Source organism: Nocardia sp. X0981 (assembly GCF_977089955.1).
Genome location: NZ_OZ372435.1, coordinates 998,190 through 1,015,022, shown reverse-complemented (window position 1 = coordinate 1,015,022; position 16,833 = coordinate 998,190). Strand labels below are relative to the sequence as shown.

The window sequence follows — 16,833 nt, the reverse complement described above, 5'->3', positions numbered from 1 at the left end:
GGTGGCGTCGACCGCGTGGGTTTCCGGCGGCTCCGGGGTCTTTCCGGAGCCGAGCCGGTAGCCGGATTCGTCGGTCGCCACGACGATCAGTCCCGGTAGGTCGCAGGTGGAGGTCCGGGGGAGGGCCCGAGGGCGGAAAGCCAATGGTTGTAGAGGCGATCCCAGGTGCCGTCCGCGCGAATACGATCGAGCGTACCGTTGACGAACCGCACCAGATCCTGGTCTTCCCGGGGGATCCCGATACCGTACGGCTCCTGGCTGATACTGGGGCCCACCAGTTCGGTATGCGGATCCTGGGCGGCGAGCCCGGCCAGGATCGAATCATCGGTGCTCACCGCGTCGACCTGCCGCTGCTGCAGCACCACCAGGCAGTCGGCCCAGGTGGGAACGGTCAGGATGGACGCTTTCGGCTGGAGACGCCTGATGTGTTCGAGCGAGGTGGTCCCCCGGATCGTGCAGACCCGTTTGTTCGCGAGATCCTGCAGGCTCTCGATCCCCGAACCCCGCACCGCCAGCACGCGCTGATGCGCCTGCAGGTAGACGGTGGAGAACGCCACCCGCTCCAACCGGGCGCAAGTGATGGTCATCGTTTTGATGACCATATCGACCCGGCGGTCGATCAGCGCCGCTTCACGCTCTTCGGAACCGAGACTGCGGTACTCGATGCGATCCGGATCGCCGAACAGATCCCGGGCCACCTCACGGGCGATATCGGCGTCGAAGCCGACGATCACACCGCTGTTCGGATCGCGGAAGCTGAACAGGTTGCTACCCGTGTCCAAGCCGACCACCAGGCGGCCCCGGGCCCGGATCCGGTTCAGTGTGGGCCCGGTCGGTGCCGGTACGGGACGGAGGCTGGCCGTCGGATCACCACAGGCTGGGTCGCGGGGCACGGCTACGGGGCTGTCGGCGGGGATCGCGGTCGCCTGGGCGGGCAGCGGAGGTTCCGCGTAGTCGCCGTGCGCGTTCTCGCTGTAGGGGTCCGGGCCGGTGGCGCAGCCGCTGAGCAGCAGCGCGGCACACACCATTCCGGCACGCAGCTGCCGGGACCGCCGGAGCATTCCGGCCCGGGGCCGATCGGTTCGTGGCTGCCGGGAGGTCACCGGCCGGAGCGGGTTGCGCGCAGGTCTCATCGATACTCCCGCAGTCTGGGCCAGAGGCCGATCGCGATATAGGCCGCGGCGGCGATTCCGAGGATCAGCGCGCCGGGCGCCAGATAATCGAGTACCCGGGCGCTGTGGAAAATATTGCTGCGTAGCGTGTCCCGGGTCTCCGCTATCCCCGCGCCCAAGGCCTTGTCCAGGGCGTCCACGTGCACCGTGGCGTTCTCGGTGCCCGGCGCGGTGGCGATGGTCGCGGCCCGGCCGAACTCGCCGCGGTTCAACGCCTCGTTCATCCGCTGATGCGCGGCCAGCCACTGCAGCAGCGCGGCGCGCGCATCGGTGGTGGCGCGATCGTCGTGTCCGGCGAGTAGTTCGTCGAGCCGGGCGATATTCGCGTCGAAGACATGGTCGTAATCGCCGGTGGCATCGCGGCGCACCAGCTTCAGGGTCTCCGCGGAACGTGCCTGCTGCGCCAGGATGCGGCTTTCGGTGAGCCGGGCGGCGGGCACCGTCCCGTCGGAGCGTCCACTCGACATCGCCACCGCCGAAACCGAGCCGGCCACCACGGTCCACAGCAGCAGGATCAGTACCGCCCCCGAGGCGAGCAGCAGTCCCGGATTGAAGGTCCGGCGCCAGCGCCGGGCCAGCAGCCGCTGCGCCCAGAACAGCGCCGCCACCGCGATCAGCAGCAGCACGATCGCCGACCACGGCGGCCGGACGTGCCCGTCTTGGGCGGTCTCGACCACGGCCGCGCGCCGCACGTACAGCTGTTCGGCGGTCGGCAGCAAGACGTTCTGCATCTGATTCGAGGCCTCACTCAGATAGGCCGCGCCCACCGGATGCCCTTCGCGGTTGTTCGCCCGCGCGGTCTCCACCAATCCCGCGTACACCGGCAGCCCGGAACCGATACGCATTCGCTGTTCGATATCGTCGCCGCCGTCGCCGGTCAGCGTCACCAGTTCGGCGCCGGCCTCGCCCAGTGCCTGGCTGTACCGGTCACGCACCTGCTGCGGTTCCAGACCCCCGGAGATGAAGGCGGTCGATGCCGCGGCGTCGGCGACCGAGAGCGAAGTGTAGAGCCGGTGTGCCGCATGGGCGTCGGGCTCGGTGTCGGCGAGTAGGACGTCCAGGTCCCGCTGGCGGTCGTGCACGGTCCCGGCGGTGACCAGACCCGCGCCCAGACACAGGACGACCAGCAGTAATCCGATCCCGATCAGCCGCCCGGGGGAGGATTGCGCGAACATCCGTAACCGCGCCGGATCCAGCCACTTCCAGGCCAGCCGCATCCGGGGACGAACGATGCGTGCCCGCGCGGGCGGAGGCGCGGGTGCCGGTTCCGGGTGGGCCGGGTCGGGCTCGGCTGCCACCCGATCCTCCGCCAACCGCGTCATGTCCACCCTCCCACTTCGGGCGCCGTGTGCGCTGTATCGCTCCCTGGCATGAACGGGTTATCGGTCACACCGCTTGTAAGAGCGTATTCGGTATTCTCCACGTCCGCGCTCCGACGTCCACAACGACCATTCCCCTGGCGGGGTACGGCAGGATGGAGAGGGACGGTCGACGAGGACGGTGCGAGATGCGCGGAGATGGTGACGGATGGGCTGTGAGCCCGGGCGGTGTACGCCACTGGGGCCGATTCGGTGCGGCCGGATTGCTGCTGCGTGCCCCGCTCGGTACCGGTGGGGCGGCCGTGTTGTTGCAGCTCCGGGCGGCATGGAGCCATGAGGGTGGGACGTGGGCGTTGCCCGGCGGTGCCCGCGACAGCGATGAGACGGCGGTGCACGCGGCGGTCCGGGAGGCCGACGAGGAGGCGGGGATCAAGGCCGCGGATATCCAGGTACGCGCGCAACGGGTGACGGCTGTGGCCCCCAGCGGCTGGACCTACACCACCGTGATCGCCGACGCCGGCAAACCGCTGCCGGTCCGGCCCAATATGGAGAGTGTGGAACTGGCCTGGGTGCCGGAGGACGAGGTGGACCAGCGCCCACTGCACGCCGGGTTCGCGACCGCCTGGCCCGCGCTGCGGGCCACCGCGGCCCGGATGGACCCGGGTGAATGCGCGGAAGCCGACGCGATGGAGCTGGCCACGGCATTACCGCGCACGGTCGACCTGGGTGAGGAGTTCATCTGGTTGCACGCGGAGCCCGCTGGGCCCGGCGAACGGGCCGTGCTGCTGAACCCGCCCTACCCGGCCGAGAGCGCGGACACCGGCGACTCCGCAGGTGCGGCACCGCCCCCCGCCGGTGACCCGGAGGCCGGACTGGGCGGCTCGGTGCCGGAAGAGGCCCGGGTGCTGGGCATTCCGCGGGAACGGGTGCTGGGACCGGAGGCCTGATATGCGCGGGTCCGTGGAGGCCGGGGGGTGACCCGACCGTATGTGCTGCTGTCGGTGGCGACGAGTGTCGACGGCTATATCGACGACACCACCGACGAGCGGCTGCTGCTCTCCGGCGCCGCCGATTTCGACCGGGTGGACGGTATCCGTGCCTGGTCGGACGCGATCCTGGTGGGCGCCGAGACATTGCGCCGGGACGATCCGCGGCTGATCGTGAAGGACGACGGCCGCCGCGCGGAGCGTCTCGCCGCGGGCAGACCGGCGTATCCGCGCAAGGTGACGGTGACCGCGCGCGGTGAGCTGAGCCCGGACGCCCGCTTCTGGCGGTGCGGAACGGCGGAGCATCCACCGCTGGTCTACACGACAGGTTCGGGTGCGCGCCGGTTGCGTGATCGGCTGACCGCCCCGGCCGAGATCGTCGACCTGGGCACGGAACTCGATTTCGGCGCGTTGCTCGACGATCTGGGTGGGCGGGGTATCGGGCGGCTGATGGTGGAGGGCGGGGGCCGGATCCATACCGCGTTCCTCGCCGGTGGTCTCGCCGATGAACTCCTGCTGGCCGTCGGCCCGGTCCTCGTCGGCGATTCGGCCGCGCCCCGATTCCTGTATCCCGCCGAATATCCCGGCGGCCCCACCCACCGGATGCGGCTGCTCGAGGTCACACAGGTGGGGGATGTGGCAGTGTTGCGGTATCGACCCTAGGAGGCGCGGTGCCCGAATCGGACCACCACCACTGGATGAACCGGGCGATAGAGCTGGCGCGGCGTAGCCCGCCGGTGGCGGGTGCTTTCTCGGTGGGTGCGGTGCTGGTCGCCGACGGTGCCGCGTTCGCCACCGGCTATTCGCGGGAGACCGGCCCGAAGGCGCATGCGGAAGAATCCGCGCTGAACAAACTCGACCCGCAGGATCCGCGGCTGCGGCGGGCCACCCTCTACAGCACCCTGGAACCCTGTTCGGAGCGGGCCAGCAAGGACCGGGTGCCCTGTACCGACCGCGTCCTGGCGGCGGGGATCCCGGAGGTCGTGATCGCCTGGCGCGAGCCCGGTACCTTCGTCGAGAACTGTGTGGGAGTGGAGAAGCTGCGACAGCACGGAGTGCGGGTGCTGGAATTGCCCGAACTGGCCGAGGCGGCCATGGCGATGAACCGGCATCTCGACCTGTCCTGACCACCACCGTTCAGCGTGGGCGGTGCCGGTCCGTGACGGCTCGTATGGTTGTGGTTCCGGCTATATATGAGCAGGTGAAACGCGATTGACCGAACAATCTACGCGAATCTCGCGACAACCACCGGATGTATCGGGAGCTGGGGTGGCCGATCTGGATCTGGCGACGGTACGCGCGTTCGTCGCCGTGGCCGATCAGGGCCGATTCGGGCTGGCGGCCGGGGTGCTGGGAATCAGTCAGCAGGCGGTGTCCAAGCGGATCGCGCGGTTGGAGAGCCGGCTGGGGGTCGGTCTGTTCGAGCGGATACCCACCGGCGCGCGGCCGACCGCCGCCGTGCGGTTCCTGCCGCATGCCCGCTCGCTGCTGGCACTCGCCGACGAGGCGGCCGCCACCGTGGGCCGCCGGGCGGGGCCGTTGCGGGTCGCGCTCCTGGGGGAGCGGCAGGGTGAGATGCGGGCCATGCGTTTCCACCTGGCCCGCCACCCCGAGGCCGATATCGAGATCGTGCTGGCCAACGCGCGCGTGACCTCCCGGGACGCCCTGCTGAGTGGTCGCGCGGATGCCGCTCTCGCGCGGGCACACGGCGGGCCACGGCCCCTGCCCGCGCATATCGCGGCCGTCCCGGCCTACCTGGAGGTACTGCATCTGCTCGTCGGCAAGGAACATCCGCTCGCGGGGCGATCCGCTGTGACCCTCGCCGAACTGGCGGGTCGTTCCGTATGGGTGCCCGGGGCGGCCGTGCCGTCGGAATGGGCCGACTATTACCACTGTCTCAGCCGTTTCAGTGGTGTCACCGTCGACAGCACGCCCCGGTCCGTACTTTTCCCGGACGCCGCCACCCCACGCGGCACGGCCCCGGTCGAAGCCATGGTGGGGCATATCGCCGCGTCGGACACACTTGCGACGTTCAACGGTGAAGGATTCGAAATACCCTGGCATCCACATATCCGCCGGGTTCCCGTCGTCGATCCCGCCCCGGCATACCCGCATGCGCTGCTGTGGGACAGTACCGACCCGCATCCGGGTCTCGCGGCCCTGATCGAACACTTCCGGGACAGCTACAACCGGGATGCGGTGGCCAACTGCTGGATACCCGACAGCGACCGCGCGCTGTTCACGCGGTGAAGACGCGCGACTACTCCGGCGCGACCCGGTAGATGCGCAGATCCTCGGGAACCCCGCTGAGCGGCGCGGCGAAGAAACTGCGCCGGTAGGGGCGGACGGTGTGCCCCAGTTCCGCCAAGGTCTCGGGTTCCAGGGCGGCCAGCGTGGTCTGGGAGATCATCATCCGGCCGTTACCGGCCGCCTCCATCACGCGCGCCGCGATGGTGACGTCCACCCCGAGCCAATCGCCGCCGATTTCGCGGGGCGAGCCGGTGTGCAGGCCGATCCGCATCCGCGGCCGGTAGCTGCCCACGGAGATACGGGCCAGATTGCGCCGTGCCACGACCGCGGCCTGCACGGCGCGGTCGGGGGAAGGGAAGACCGCCATCACGCCGTCGCCCATGCGTTTCACCACCTGCCCGCCCCGTTCGGCGATCGGCGGTTCGATGGCCTTGGCGACCTTGCGCAGCAGGTCCAGTGTGGCCTCGTCACCGGCGGTGAGCGACCAGGAGGAGAACGATACGAGATCGGTGAACATCACGGTCACCTCCTCGGCCCCTTTACCGCGGCCGAGGCGTTCCAGCATCGCCTGCCAGACCTGCAGTGCGCCGAAACCGATTTCCCGGGCGGCGCTGGGACTGTCGCCGACCAGCCGGTCCGCGGCGCGTGCGACCGCGCGGGCGCCACCGGGGCCGCTCACCGACAGCGGGTCGCCGAACGCGGGGTCGCCGGGGAGCTGCTGCCGGGCGCGACGCAGCACCTCGATCACATCCGGGCGCTGGTTGGCCGCGTTCACCAGGGCGGACAGCGGATGCGCCCGGGGGCGCACGCTCGATGTGCCGGTGTCGTTTTCGCCGGTGGGGGTCGGTTCGATTCGGGTGCTGTCGACCTCCGGCTCCGGTACGGCGCTGCCGGAGGGAATCTCGTTCACGACCCGAGGGTATCTCAGGGGGTCGGACGCGGGGGGAACGCTGAGAATCGTCACCTTTCGCCTCTCGATCGGAGGAATGCGGCACGCCGTTGGGTCCGCCGATGGAAAACGTGATGGTGCTCGACTCGATAGTAGCCACGCATACGGGTCGGGAGGTGAACGCGCGGTTACCGATGGAGGCGGCGAACAACGGTGTGCGGTAACGACCGCCGGCCCGATGCGTATCGCACCGGGCCGGTGGTAACCGCACCCGGCGGCCGGGCAGTGGCCGCCGGAGTGCGAGGCGACGCAGTCCTTCCGACGAGGAAGCGTCACCACTACCCGAGCGGCGAGGGAAGCGGCTCGGGTGGTCCGAGGTCAGGCGTCGCGCCGGTCCAGGACGACCAGGGCGGCACCGCTCACAATCAGTACGAACGCGATGAAGTAGAAAAGGCTTCCCCAGGCACCCCAGTGCCAGTTTCCCGCCGCCATCGACTCGTCCATCAGCGCGAAGCGGCTCGCGTTCTGGAACGGCAGGAACGCGCTGATCTCCCTGCCCCACTTACCGAGTGCTCCCACCAGCGGTTCGATGATCAACTGCCAGAGAACGATGAGGGAGATGGCCGCCGCCGATTGCCGTACCAGCACCCCGATCGCGATGGCGAGCACCACGTTGAGGAAGGCCAGGATCGGGATCGCGTACAGCGCGCGCCAGTTGCCGTCGAGTACGAGTGTCGTGCCGGCGTCCCCCGCCACCGCCTTGGCCACCGCGTACGCGGCGAAGGCCAGCACAGTGGTCAGCGCCGCCGCGTAGGCACCGACCAGCCCGGCCTTGGCGCCGATCACCAGCATCCGGTTGGGTACGGCCTGGAAGGTGGTGCGGATGATGCCGAACCGGTATTCGCTGGTCACGGTGAGGGTGGCCATGATGGCCAGCACCATGATGCCGAATCCGCTGATCCCGAGAAAAGCGGTATCGACCGTCAGGGCGGGTGCGCCCCCCGCCTGCGGTTCGTCCGCGGCGATCCGGCCGATCAGGCCGAAGAGCGCGGCGAAGCCCACGGCGAGTGCCACCACGACGGCCGAGCACCACCACGGTGAGCGGGTGGAGGTGAGCTTGATACGTTCCGCGGCGATCACGCCCATTACTTCGCACCTCCGAGAACCTCGGTCCGGGCTGCCGGTGTCGCGCCGTCCGGGAGCGCGGCGACATCGCCCGGGGAGCCGACCTCGCCGTGGTATTGGACATCGCCGCCGGTCATCCGCATGAACGCTTCCTCCAGCGAGCCGCGCTGCGGGGCGAGCTCGTAGAGGGTGATGCCGTGCTCGCCGGCCAGGGCGCCGACCGCGTCACTGGTCACCCCGGAGACCACCAGGGCCGCGCCGTCGGCGTTGCGCTCGTTCTCCTTGACCGTCATACCCCGGGAGGTGAGCAGACTGCGCAACTCTTCGAGCTGCGGGCTGCGCACCCGCACCGAGGATTCGGAGGCGCGTTCGATGAACGCGGCGGTGGGGGAATCGGAGATGAGCCGGCCGCGGCCGATCACCACCAGGTGGTCGGCGGTTTGTGACATCTCCGAGAGCAGATGGCTGGAGACCAGTACGGTACGTCCCTCGGCGGCCAGCCGCTGCATGAACCGGCGGATCCACAGGATGCCCTCCGGGTCCAGCCCGTTGACCGGTTCGTCGAACAACAGCACCTTGGGGTCGCCCAGCAGTGCGCCCGCCAACCCCAGCCGCTGGGACATGCCGAGGGAGAAGCCGCCCGCCGATTTCCCGGCCACCTCGGACAGCCCCACCAGCCGCAGTACTTCCTCGACCCGCGATTTCGGCAGGTCGTTGGAGGCGGCCATCCATTCCAGATGGGCGCGCGCCGACCGGTTCGGATGCACCCATTTCGCGTCGAGCAGGGCCCCGACCTCACGGAGGGGGTGCCGCAGCGCGGCGTAGGGTTTGCCGTCGATCAGGGCGGTGCCGGCGGTGGGCCGGTCCAGTCCCAGGATCATGCGCATGGTCGTGGACTTACCGGCGCCGTTGGGTCCGAGGAACCCGGTGACCTGCCCCGGTCGTACGGTGAAGGTCAGGTCCTGGACCGCCACGGTCTGCCCGTAGTGCTTCGTCAAGCCCCGGACTTCGATCATGTCTCACAGCATGCCTTATCGGCCGGGTGCTCGCGTCGACCTGTGGTCGCGTCCCGCGGTCATCCTGGAGGATGACCCTTCCCCGGGTACCCACCCACTCGCGGAGGCCCGGCTCGGGGTGTCACAGTCCGGGTGAGGACGCCTGCGCCCAGAAACGCTTCGGGATCCGGCCCGCCTCGCGTGCCCGGTGACCGGCCCGCACGGCATCGGCCATGGCGGCGGCCATCAACGCCGGCTGCCGGGCCCGGGTGACCGCGGTGGCGAGCAGTACCGCCGAACAACCCAGTTCCATGGCCAGCGCGGCATCGCTGGCCGTGCCGATCCCGGCATCGAGGATGACCGGCACCTGCGCGCGGTCGACGATCATCTCGATATTGTGCGGATTCCCGATTCCCAGGCCGGTGCCGATCGGCGCGCCCAGCGGCATCACCGCGGCGCAGCCGGCGTCCTCGAGCCGCCGCGCCAGCACCGGGTCGTCGTTCGTGTAGGGCAGTACGGTGAAATCGGCGTCGACCAGCTGTTCGGCCGCGTCCAGTAGTTCGACCGGGTCGGGTAGCAGTGTGCGTTCGTCGGCGATCACCTCGAGTTTGACCCAGGTGGTGTCCAGTGCTTCGGCGGCCAGCCGGGCCGTGAGTACCGCCTCGGCGGCGGTCCGGCAGCCCGCGGTATTGGGCAGTGGAGCGATATCGAGCCGTTTCAGCAGGTCGAGCACACCGGTGCCACCGGCGGCGTCGACCCGGCGCATGGCCACCGTGGTGAGTTCGGTACCGGAGGCGAGCAGGGCCTCCTCCAGTACCGCCAGGCTCTCCGCCCCACCGGTACCCATGATCAGCCGCGACTCGAAGGTGCGGTCGGCGATGCGCAGCGGGTCGTCAGCCACCCTGGACCGCCGTCACCACATCGATCTCCCAGCCGCGGCCCACCGGTTCGTCCCAGCGCGATTTGGGGAAGACGGTGCCGTCGACCGCCAGTGCCACGCCCTGACACGGCAATTCCAGCCGTTCCAGTAGTTGCCGCACCGTCAGCGGTTCGGCGAACTCGTGGTCGGTCCCGTTCACGGTGACCCCGATGGGCGCGGACGAGCCCGGTGCTGATGCCCCTGGTGACGATACGGTCATCGACTTCCTCCTGAAGGTGTTGCCGTGAACCGGCGTGGATCGGCCGAAGCGGCCTCGGACAGCGGTTGCCCGGCGAGTTCGGCCAGTACCGCGTCGGCGGTGAACGCACTGGTCAGCATGCCGTTGCGGCCGTGCCCGGTGGCCGCGATCACGCGCTCGGACAGCCGGCCGAGCAACGGAAGGTTGTCCGGGGTTCCCGGCCGGGATCCGGCGCTCGCCTCGGCCAGTTCGTATTCGCCGACCCCGGGCAGCACGGTTTCCGCGTCGGCGATGAGATCGCGGACCCCGGCCACGGTGACGGCCGTATCGAAACCGGCTTCGTACTGGGTGGCGCCTACCACCAGGCCGTCGGGGCGGGGGACGAAGTACACCGGACGGCCGTGGACGCGGGCACGGATCACCCGGGTGGGCGGGGTCTGCGCGCCGGGGCGGTGGCGCAGGCGCAGGATCTCGCCCTTCACCGGCCGGACCGGCAGGCCCGGCCAGAGCCGTGCCGAGGCGGCACCGGCGGCCAGGACGATCCGGTGCTGGTCGAGTTCGGCGAGGTCGCGCACCTCGGCCGCGCGTACGGTCACCCCGGCCTCGGTGGCGGCCTTGCGCAGGGCCTCGACCAGTCGCCGGTTGTCGACGGCCGGTTCGGTGGCGGCGAGCAGTCCGGCTCGTACGGTGCGGGCCAGTGCGGGTTCCAGGGCTCGTACCCCGGCGCGATCCAGTATTCGCAGCTCGTGGCCGTGTTCGCCCACCCAGTCGGCGACGGTCCGCAGGTCGGCGGCATCGGCGGTGTCCTGCGCGACGGTCAGGGTTTCGGTGGCCACGAAGACATCCACGCCGGTGACGGCTTCGAGCCGGGCGGCGAATCCCGGCCACCGGGCCAGGGCGGCGGCTCCGAAGGCGAGTACCTCGTCCTCGCCGGGCCAGCCCTCCGAGAGGGGGGCGAGCATCCCGCCGGCCACCCAGGAGGCGCCGCTGCCCACCGCGGGGTCGAAGAGGGTGACCGTCCATCCGGCCTCGGCGGCGCGCCAGGCCACGGCGAGACCGATCACCCCGCCGCCGACCACGGCGAGGGTCGGCTCGGGGGCGCCATCGGGCATGCTCATCCGCGCCACCTCCTCCGGGCACTGCGCTCGTATCGGATCGGATCAGGGGAGACGCCGGGGCCGCGGGTTTCCCGGATCGGTGCGCGGCGACACGGCGCGGTATCGCCCCGGCCCGTCGCCCGCGCGCTGAGCGCGGATGTTCGCACTACGTCTACCTCCTGCAACGTCTCCACGTTAGCGCGGCTACCGTGGCAACTGTGCAACCGTCCTCCGCTCGCCGACCCCTTCCACCGCGGGACCGCCTCGCGACGGCCCGGCTGTACCTGTGCACCGATGCCCGGCGCGAGAAGGGGGATCTGGCCGATTTCGCCGATGCCGCCCTGGCCGGCGGTGTCGATATCATCCAGCTGCGTGACAAAGGTTCGCCGGGGGAGCAGCGGTTCGGTCCGCTGGAGGCGAAGGGTGAACTCGCGGTGCTGGCGGAGCTGAAGGCCGCTGCCCGGCGTCACGGCGCGCTGCTTGCGGTGAACGATCGCGCGGATATCGCGCTGGCGGCCGGGGCCGATGTGCTGCATCTGGGGCAGCAGGACCTGCCGCCCTGGTACGCCCGCCGGATTCTGGGGCCGGATGTGGTGATCGGGCGTTCGACGCACGATCGGGAACAGGCCCGGCTCGCCGCCGCGGACGAGCAACTCGATTACTTCTGCACGGGGCCGGTGTGGGCGACGCCCACCAAACCGGGGCGTACGCCCGCCGGGTTGGAGCTGGTGCGGCAGACCGCCGCGGCCGCGCCCACCCGGCCGTGGTTCGCCATCGGCGGTATCGACGGCGCGACGCTGCCCGAGGTGCTGGCGGCCGGCGCCGAGCGGGTGGTGGTGGTGCGGGCGATCACCGCGGCCGACGATCCGGAGGCCGCGGCCCGGGAACTGAGAGCCGCGCTGCTGGCGGCCGGCTGATCGGTGTGAGGGGGCGCGCCGGCCCTGCCCGGCGCAGGTGGGCAGGGCCGGCGCCTATCAATCTGGTTCGGGCGGGCAGCCGGTTGTCTGTGGGGTGGTGATGAGTGTTCGCCCCCGGTTCGGGAACCGCTGCCGTTGACCGAGAGTTGACCGAACGGGCTCGCGCGAAACCTGTTCACAGCAACCAGAGCACCGCTCCCGCCACGGCCAGGGCCGCGCAGACGCCCAGGGCGATCGATAGCGGCCGGGTGTTCTTCCAGGTGGTGTAGGCGCCGCCGAGGAGGAAACCGGCGAGGGTGAACAGCAGGACTACGGCGACATCGGTGGACACGGCCTCTCATTTTGCCTGGTCGTATCGGGTGTGGAGGGCGGGGGCGGGATATCGTCATTTAACAAGCACGCATGCTTGCTTTTTTCTCGGTGGCCTGTGATGCTGATTTCGTACAGCCCTGGGCGTTCACCGGCGACCGCCCGCATGCCACGGTAGGAGGCGCAACCGCTGATGAGTGGTCTGGCGGCCGATCCGGACGTGATCCGGATCGGGAACTGTTCCGGGTTCTACGGCGATCGGCACAGTGCCATGCGCGAAATGCTCGAGGGCGGGCGGCTCGATGTGCTCACCGGCGACTATCTCGCCGAACTCACCATGTTGATCCTGGGCCGCGACCGGATGAAAGATCCGGGCCTCGGCTACGCCAAAACCTTCCTGCGCCAGCTCGAGGAGTGCCTCGGCCTCGCCCTGGAGCGCAATGTCCGAATCGTCACCAACGCCGGCGGCCTGAATCCGTCCGCGCTCGCGGACAAGGTGCGGGAGCTGGCGCGGCGGCTCGGTCTCGACGTGCGGGTCGGGCACGTCGAAGGTGACGATCTCACCGGCCGTGCCGCCGAACTCGGGTTCGGCGCGCCGCTGACCGCCAACGCCTACCTGGGGGCATGGGGCATCGTCGAATGCCTCGACGCGGGCGCCGACGTGGTGGTCACCGGCCGGGTCACCGATGCCTCGGTGGTGGTGGGCCCGGCCGCCGCGCACTTCGGCTGGGGTCGTACCGACTACGACCGGCTCGCGGGCGCGGTGGTGGCCGGTCATGTCGTCGAATGCGGCACTCAGGCCACGGGCGGGAACTTCGCCTTCTTCACCGAACTCGCCGATCTGAACCGTCCCGGTTTCCCGATCGCCGAGATCCGCGCGGACGGCAGCAGCGTGATCACCAAACACGCGGGTACCGGCGGCGCGGTCACCGTCGATACGGTGGCGGCGCAGCTGATGTACGAGATCCAGGGCGCGCGCTACGCCGGACCCGATGTCACCACCCGGCTCGACACCGTGGAACTGGTGGCCGAGGGCCCGGACCGGGTACTGATCCGGGGCGCCGAAGGGGAACCGCCACCACCCCGGCTCAAGGTTTCGCTGAACACCCTCGGCGGTTTCCGCAACGAAATGGAATTCGTCCTCACCGGCCTCGATATCGAAGCCAAGGCCGATCTCGCGCGCCGCCAGCTGGAATCCTGGCTGCCGCAACGTCCCGCCGAACTGGACTGGACCCTGGCCCGGCTGGACCGCCCCGACGCCGATACCGAAGAGCAGGCCAGCGCCCTGCTGCGCTGCGTGGTCCGCGATACCGACCCGGAGAAGGTGGGCCGCGCCTTCTCCGGTGTCGCCGTCGAACTCGCCCTGGCCAGCTATCCCGGCTGTAGTTTCACCACCCCACCCGGTAACGGCTCCCCCTACGGTGTGTACCGGCCGGGATACGTGGACGCCGCGGAGGTTGCGCATACCGCGGTGTTCCCGGACGGCCGCCGGGTTCCGGTGGAAGCGCCCGCGCATACCCAGGAACTGGCCGAGGTTCCCGAACCGGAGCTCCCCGCGCCGCTGCCGCCGTCCGCCACGAAGCGCGCGCCACTCGGCACGATCGCCCTGGCCCGCAGTGGTGACAAGGGCGGGGACGCCAATATCGGCGTCTGGGTGCGCACCGAGGAGCAATGGCGCTGGCTGGTACATACGCTCACCGCCGGCCGGTTGCGTGAACTCCTGCCCGAGACCGCGCCGCTGGAGATCACCCGGCACGTCCTGCCGAATCTGCGCGCCGTCAATTTCCTGATCTCCGGTCTGCTCGGCGCGGGCGTGGCCTACCGGGCCCGCTTCGACCCGCAGGCCAAGGGACTCGGTGAATGGCTGCGGTCCCGCCATCTCGACATACCGTTGGAGCTGCTGCCGTGAGCAATGTCTGGAACACTCCCGAACGCCGCGAACTACGGGCCACCGTGCGCGCTTTCGCCGAACGCGAGATCCTGCCGTACCTGGACGACTGGGAACGCGAGGGGGAGATCCCCCGGGAACTGCACAAGAAGGCCGGTGAACTCGGCCTGCTGGGTATCCAGTTCCCCGAACACGTGGGTGGCTCCGGGGGCGACGGTATCGATGCCGCGATCGTCTGCGAGGAACTGCACTACGCGGGGGTTTCCGGGGGACTGTTCGCCTCGCTGTTCACCTGCGGTATCGCGGTACCGCACCTGGTCGCCGCCGGTACCCCCGAGCAGATCGAGCGCTGGGTGAAACCGACGCTGGCCGGTGCGAAGATCGGTTCGCTGGCCATCACCGAGCCCGGCGGCGGCTCCGATGTCGGCCATCTGACCACCACCGCCCGCCGCGACGGCGATCACTACATCGTCAACGGGTCGAAGACCTACATCACCTCGGCCTGCCGGGCCGATTTCGTGGTGACCGCCGTACGCACCGGCGGCCCCGGTTCGTCCGGCGTCTCCCTGCTGGTGGTGGAGAAGGACACTCCCGGCTTCACGGTCAGCCGCAAACTCGACAAGATGGGCTGGCGGGCTTCCGATACCGCGGAACTGTCGTACGAGGATGTGCGGGTTCCGGTGGCGAACCTGGTGGGCCCGGAGAACTCCGGATTCCTGCTGATCGCGTCGGCTTTCGTCAGCGAGCGGGCGGGGCTGGCGGTGCAGGCGTACGCCAGCGCGCAGCGCTGCCTGGACCTCACCCTCGACTGGGTGCGCAACCGGGAGACCTTCGGCCGCCCGCTCATCAGCCGTCAGGCCGTGCAGAACACGGTCACCGAAATGGCCCGCAAGGTCGATATCGCCCGCGTCTACACCCGGGATGTGCTCACCCGTTCCGCCGCGGGGGAACACGATCTGATCGCCGAGGTCTGCTTCGCCAAGAACACCGCCGTGGAATCCGGCGAATGGGTCGCGAATCAGGCCGTGCAGTTGTTCGGTGGGTTGGGGTATATGCGGGAATCGGAGGTGGAACGCCAGTACCGGGATATGCGGATCCTGGGTATCGGCGGCGGTACCACCGAAATCCTCACCGGCTTGGCCGCGAAACGGTTGGGTTATCAAGCATGACGGTATTACGCAGTGTTCTGGATACCACCACCGCCGAATACACCGCCGCCGCCGCGGCGATGACCGCCAAACTCGCCGAGGTCGAGGCGGAATTCGCGAAGGTCGTCGCGGGCGGCGGTCCGGAGAAACTGGCCCGGCACCGTAAACGCGGCAAACTCACCGCCCGGGAGCGGATCGAACTGCTCATCGACGAGGATTCGCCGTTCCTCGAGCTCTGCCCGCTCGCGGCCTGGGGCAGCGAATTCCAGGTGGGCGCGAGCACCGTGACCGGTATCGGTGTGGTGGAGGGGGTGGAATGCATGATCGTCGCCCCGGACCCCACCGTGCGCGGCGGTACCTCCAACCCCTGGACACTGCGTAAAACCCTGCGGGCCAACGACATCATCCGGGAGAACCGGCTGCCGGTGATCTCGCTGGTGGAATCCGGTGGGGCCGATCTGCCCACGCAGAAAGAGGTGTTCGTCCCCGGCGGCCGGATGTTCCGCGATCTCACCCAGGCATCGGCGGCCGGCATCCCTACCATCGCGCTGGTTTTCGGCAACTCCACCGCGGGCGGCGCCTATATCCCGGGCATGTCCGACCACGTGGTGATGATCAAGGAACGCTCCAAGGTATTCCTGGGTGGCCCGCCGCTGGTGAAGATGGCCACCGGTGAGGAATCCGACGACGAATCCCTGGGCGGCGCCGATATGCACGCCCGGGTCTCCGGTCTGGCCGACTACTACGCGCTCGACGAACAGGACGCCATCCGGATCGGCCGGCGTATCGTCAAACGGCTGAACTGGAAGAAGCAGGGGCCCGCGCCGCGGGCGTCGGTGCTCGAACCGCGCTACGACCCCGAAGAGCTGCTCGGGATCGTCCCACCCGATCTCAAGATTCCGTTCGACCCGCGCGAGGTGATCGCCCGGATCGTCGACGGCTCCGATTTCGACGAGTTCAAACCGCTCTACGGTTCCAGTCTGGTCACCGGCTGGGCCGAATTGCACGGGTATCCGGTGGGGATCCTCGCCAACGCCCGCGGTGTGCTGTTCTCCGAGGAGTCACAGAAGGCCACCCAGTTCATCCAGCTGGCCGACAAGACGAGCACCCCGCTGCTGTTCCTGCACAACACCACCGGCTACATGGTCGGCAAGGAGTACGAGCAGAAGGGCATCATCAAGCACGGTGCCCAGATGATCAACGCGGTGTCCAACTCGAAGGTCCCGCATATCTCGGTGCTCATGGGCTCCTCCTACGGTGCCGGGCACTACGGGATGTGCGGCCGCGCCTACGATCCGCGGTTCGTCTTCGCCTGGCCCAGCGCGAAATCCGCGGTGATGGGTGGTGCGCAACTGGCGGGGGTCATCTCGATCGTCGGCCGGGCCGCGGCCGAGGCACGCGGGCAGGTATTCGACGAAGAGGCCGACGCGGGTATGCGCGCCATGGTGGAGGCACAGATCGAGGCGGAATCGCTGGCCATGTTCATGTCCGGGCGTCTCTACGACGACGGGGTCATCGACCCGCGCGATACCCGTACGGTGCTCGGTATGGCGTTGTCGGCCATCCACACCGCTCCTGTCCAGGGCGCCGAGTCCTTCGGCGTCTTCCGAATGTGAGGCC

Annotated in this window: 17 protein-coding genes; 8 read left to right on the top strand and 9 right to left on the bottom strand. The window is 69.5% G+C overall.

Translation table 11 applies throughout. The annotated features are described in order from the left end of the window. Positions 1-86 precede the first annotated feature (86 nt). Complete coding sequence (locus tag ACYR7D_RS04405; protein WP_459550009.1) at positions 87-1,061, bottom strand: glutamate ABC transporter substrate-binding protein; 975 nt, start codon at positions 1,059-1,061, stop codon at positions 87-89. Positions 1,062-1,129: 68 nt separating this feature from the next. Further along, the gene (locus tag ACYR7D_RS04400; protein WP_459548351.1) at positions 1,130-2,494 is read right to left on the bottom strand and encodes a hypothetical protein; all 1,365 of its coding nucleotides are present in this window, start codon (positions 2,492-2,494) and stop codon (positions 1,130-1,132) included. A gap of 185 nt (positions 2,495-2,679) precedes the next feature. Here ACYR7D_RS04400 and ACYR7D_RS04395 point away from each other — a divergent pair, with 185 nt between their 5' ends. From ACYR7D_RS04395 to ACYR7D_RS04380, 4 genes are all read left to right on the top strand, one after another. Continuing rightward, positions 2,680-3,438: an NUDIX hydrolase gene (locus ACYR7D_RS04395; protein WP_459548350.1), complete on the top strand. Its 759-nt coding sequence runs from the start codon at positions 2,680-2,682 to the stop codon at positions 3,436-3,438. A 27-nt stretch (positions 3,439-3,465) separates the two neighbouring features. Next, the gene (locus ACYR7D_RS04390; protein ID WP_459548349.1) at positions 3,466-4,140 is read left to right on the top strand and encodes a RibD family protein; all 675 of its coding nucleotides are present in this window, start codon (positions 3,466-3,468) and stop codon (positions 4,138-4,140) included. 8 nt (positions 4,141-4,148) lie between these two features. Next, positions 4,149-4,604 (top strand): deaminase, encoded by a 456-nt coding sequence (locus ACYR7D_RS04385; RefSeq protein WP_459548348.1) that lies wholly within the window; start codon positions 4,149-4,151, stop codon positions 4,602-4,604. Between the two features lie 142 nt (positions 4,605-4,746). Then, a complete protein-coding gene (locus ACYR7D_RS04380; RefSeq protein WP_459548347.1) occupies positions 4,747-5,727 on the top strand; it encodes a LysR family transcriptional regulator in 981 nt (326 codons plus the stop codon). A 10-nt stretch (positions 5,728-5,737) separates the two neighbouring features. On the opposite strand, the gene ACYR7D_RS04375 is transcribed toward ACYR7D_RS04380, so the two are convergent. The 6 genes from ACYR7D_RS04375 to thiO all read right to left on the bottom strand — a co-directional run bounded on the left by ACYR7D_RS04375 (position 5,738) and on the right by thiO (position 10,972). Then, entirely contained in the window at positions 5,738-6,580 is an 843-nt protein-coding gene (locus ACYR7D_RS04375; RefSeq protein WP_459550008.1) for an adenylate/guanylate cyclase domain-containing protein, read from the bottom strand. Positions 6,581-6,994: 414 nt separating this feature from the next. Then, complete coding sequence (locus tag ACYR7D_RS04370; protein WP_459548346.1) at positions 6,995-7,762, bottom strand: ABC transporter permease; 768 nt, start codon at positions 7,760-7,762, stop codon at positions 6,995-6,997. Beyond that, the gene (locus ACYR7D_RS04365) at positions 7,762-8,757 is read right to left on the bottom strand and encodes an ABC transporter ATP-binding protein (RefSeq protein ID WP_459548345.1); all 996 of its coding nucleotides are present in this window, start codon (positions 8,755-8,757) and stop codon (positions 7,762-7,764) included. Before ACYR7D_RS04365 ends, ACYR7D_RS04370 begins: the two co-directional genes overlap by 1 nt. A gap of 121 nt (positions 8,758-8,878) precedes the next feature. Next, positions 8,879-9,637 carry a thiazole synthase gene (thiG, locus tag ACYR7D_RS04360; RefSeq protein ID WP_459548344.1) on the bottom strand — a complete coding sequence of 253 codons (759 nt, stop codon included), beginning with the start codon at positions 9,635-9,637 and terminating at the stop codon, positions 8,879-8,881. Beyond that, a complete protein-coding gene (gene thiS / locus ACYR7D_RS04355; RefSeq protein WP_459548343.1) occupies positions 9,630-9,875 on the bottom strand; it encodes a sulfur carrier protein ThiS in 246 nt (81 codons plus the stop codon). The genes thiG and thiS overlap by 8 nt, the downstream gene beginning before the upstream one ends. Then, positions 9,872-10,972: a glycine oxidase ThiO gene (thiO, locus tag ACYR7D_RS04350; protein WP_459548342.1), complete on the bottom strand. Its 1,101-nt coding sequence runs from the start codon at positions 10,970-10,972 to the stop codon at positions 9,872-9,874. Before thiO ends, thiS begins: the two co-directional genes overlap by 4 nt. A gap of 197 nt (positions 10,973-11,169) precedes the next feature. On the opposite strand from thiO, the gene thiE reads away from it, so the two are divergent. Beyond that, a complete protein-coding gene (gene thiE / locus ACYR7D_RS04345) occupies positions 11,170-11,868 on the top strand; it encodes a thiamine phosphate synthase (RefSeq protein WP_459550007.1) in 699 nt (232 codons plus the stop codon). Between the two features lie 175 nt (positions 11,869-12,043). Here thiE and ACYR7D_RS04340 read toward each other — a convergent pair whose 3' ends face one another. After that, positions 12,044-12,199, bottom strand: a complete 156-nt coding sequence (locus ACYR7D_RS04340; RefSeq protein ID WP_459548341.1) for a hypothetical protein — start codon at positions 12,197-12,199, stop codon at positions 12,044-12,046. A 171-nt stretch (positions 12,200-12,370) separates the two neighbouring features. On the opposite strand from ACYR7D_RS04340, the gene ACYR7D_RS04335 reads away from it, so the two are divergent. The 3 genes from ACYR7D_RS04335 to ACYR7D_RS04325 are packed head-to-tail and all read left to right on the top strand — an operon-like array spanning position 12,371 to position 16,829. Beyond that, positions 12,371-14,086, top strand: coding sequence for an acyclic terpene utilization AtuA family protein (locus ACYR7D_RS04335; protein WP_459548340.1), 1,716 nt, complete (start codon positions 12,371-12,373; stop codon positions 14,084-14,086). Continuing rightward, positions 14,083-15,234 (top strand): acyl-CoA dehydrogenase family protein, encoded by a 1,152-nt coding sequence (locus ACYR7D_RS04330; protein ID WP_459548339.1) that lies wholly within the window; start codon positions 14,083-14,085, stop codon positions 15,232-15,234. The genes ACYR7D_RS04335 and ACYR7D_RS04330 overlap by 4 nt, the downstream gene beginning before the upstream one ends. Beyond that, entirely contained in the window at positions 15,231-16,829 is a 1,599-nt protein-coding gene (locus tag ACYR7D_RS04325) for an acyl-CoA carboxylase subunit beta (protein WP_459548338.1), read from the top strand. The genes ACYR7D_RS04330 and ACYR7D_RS04325 overlap by 4 nt, the downstream gene beginning before the upstream one ends. Positions 16,830-16,833: the final 4 nt, after the last annotated feature.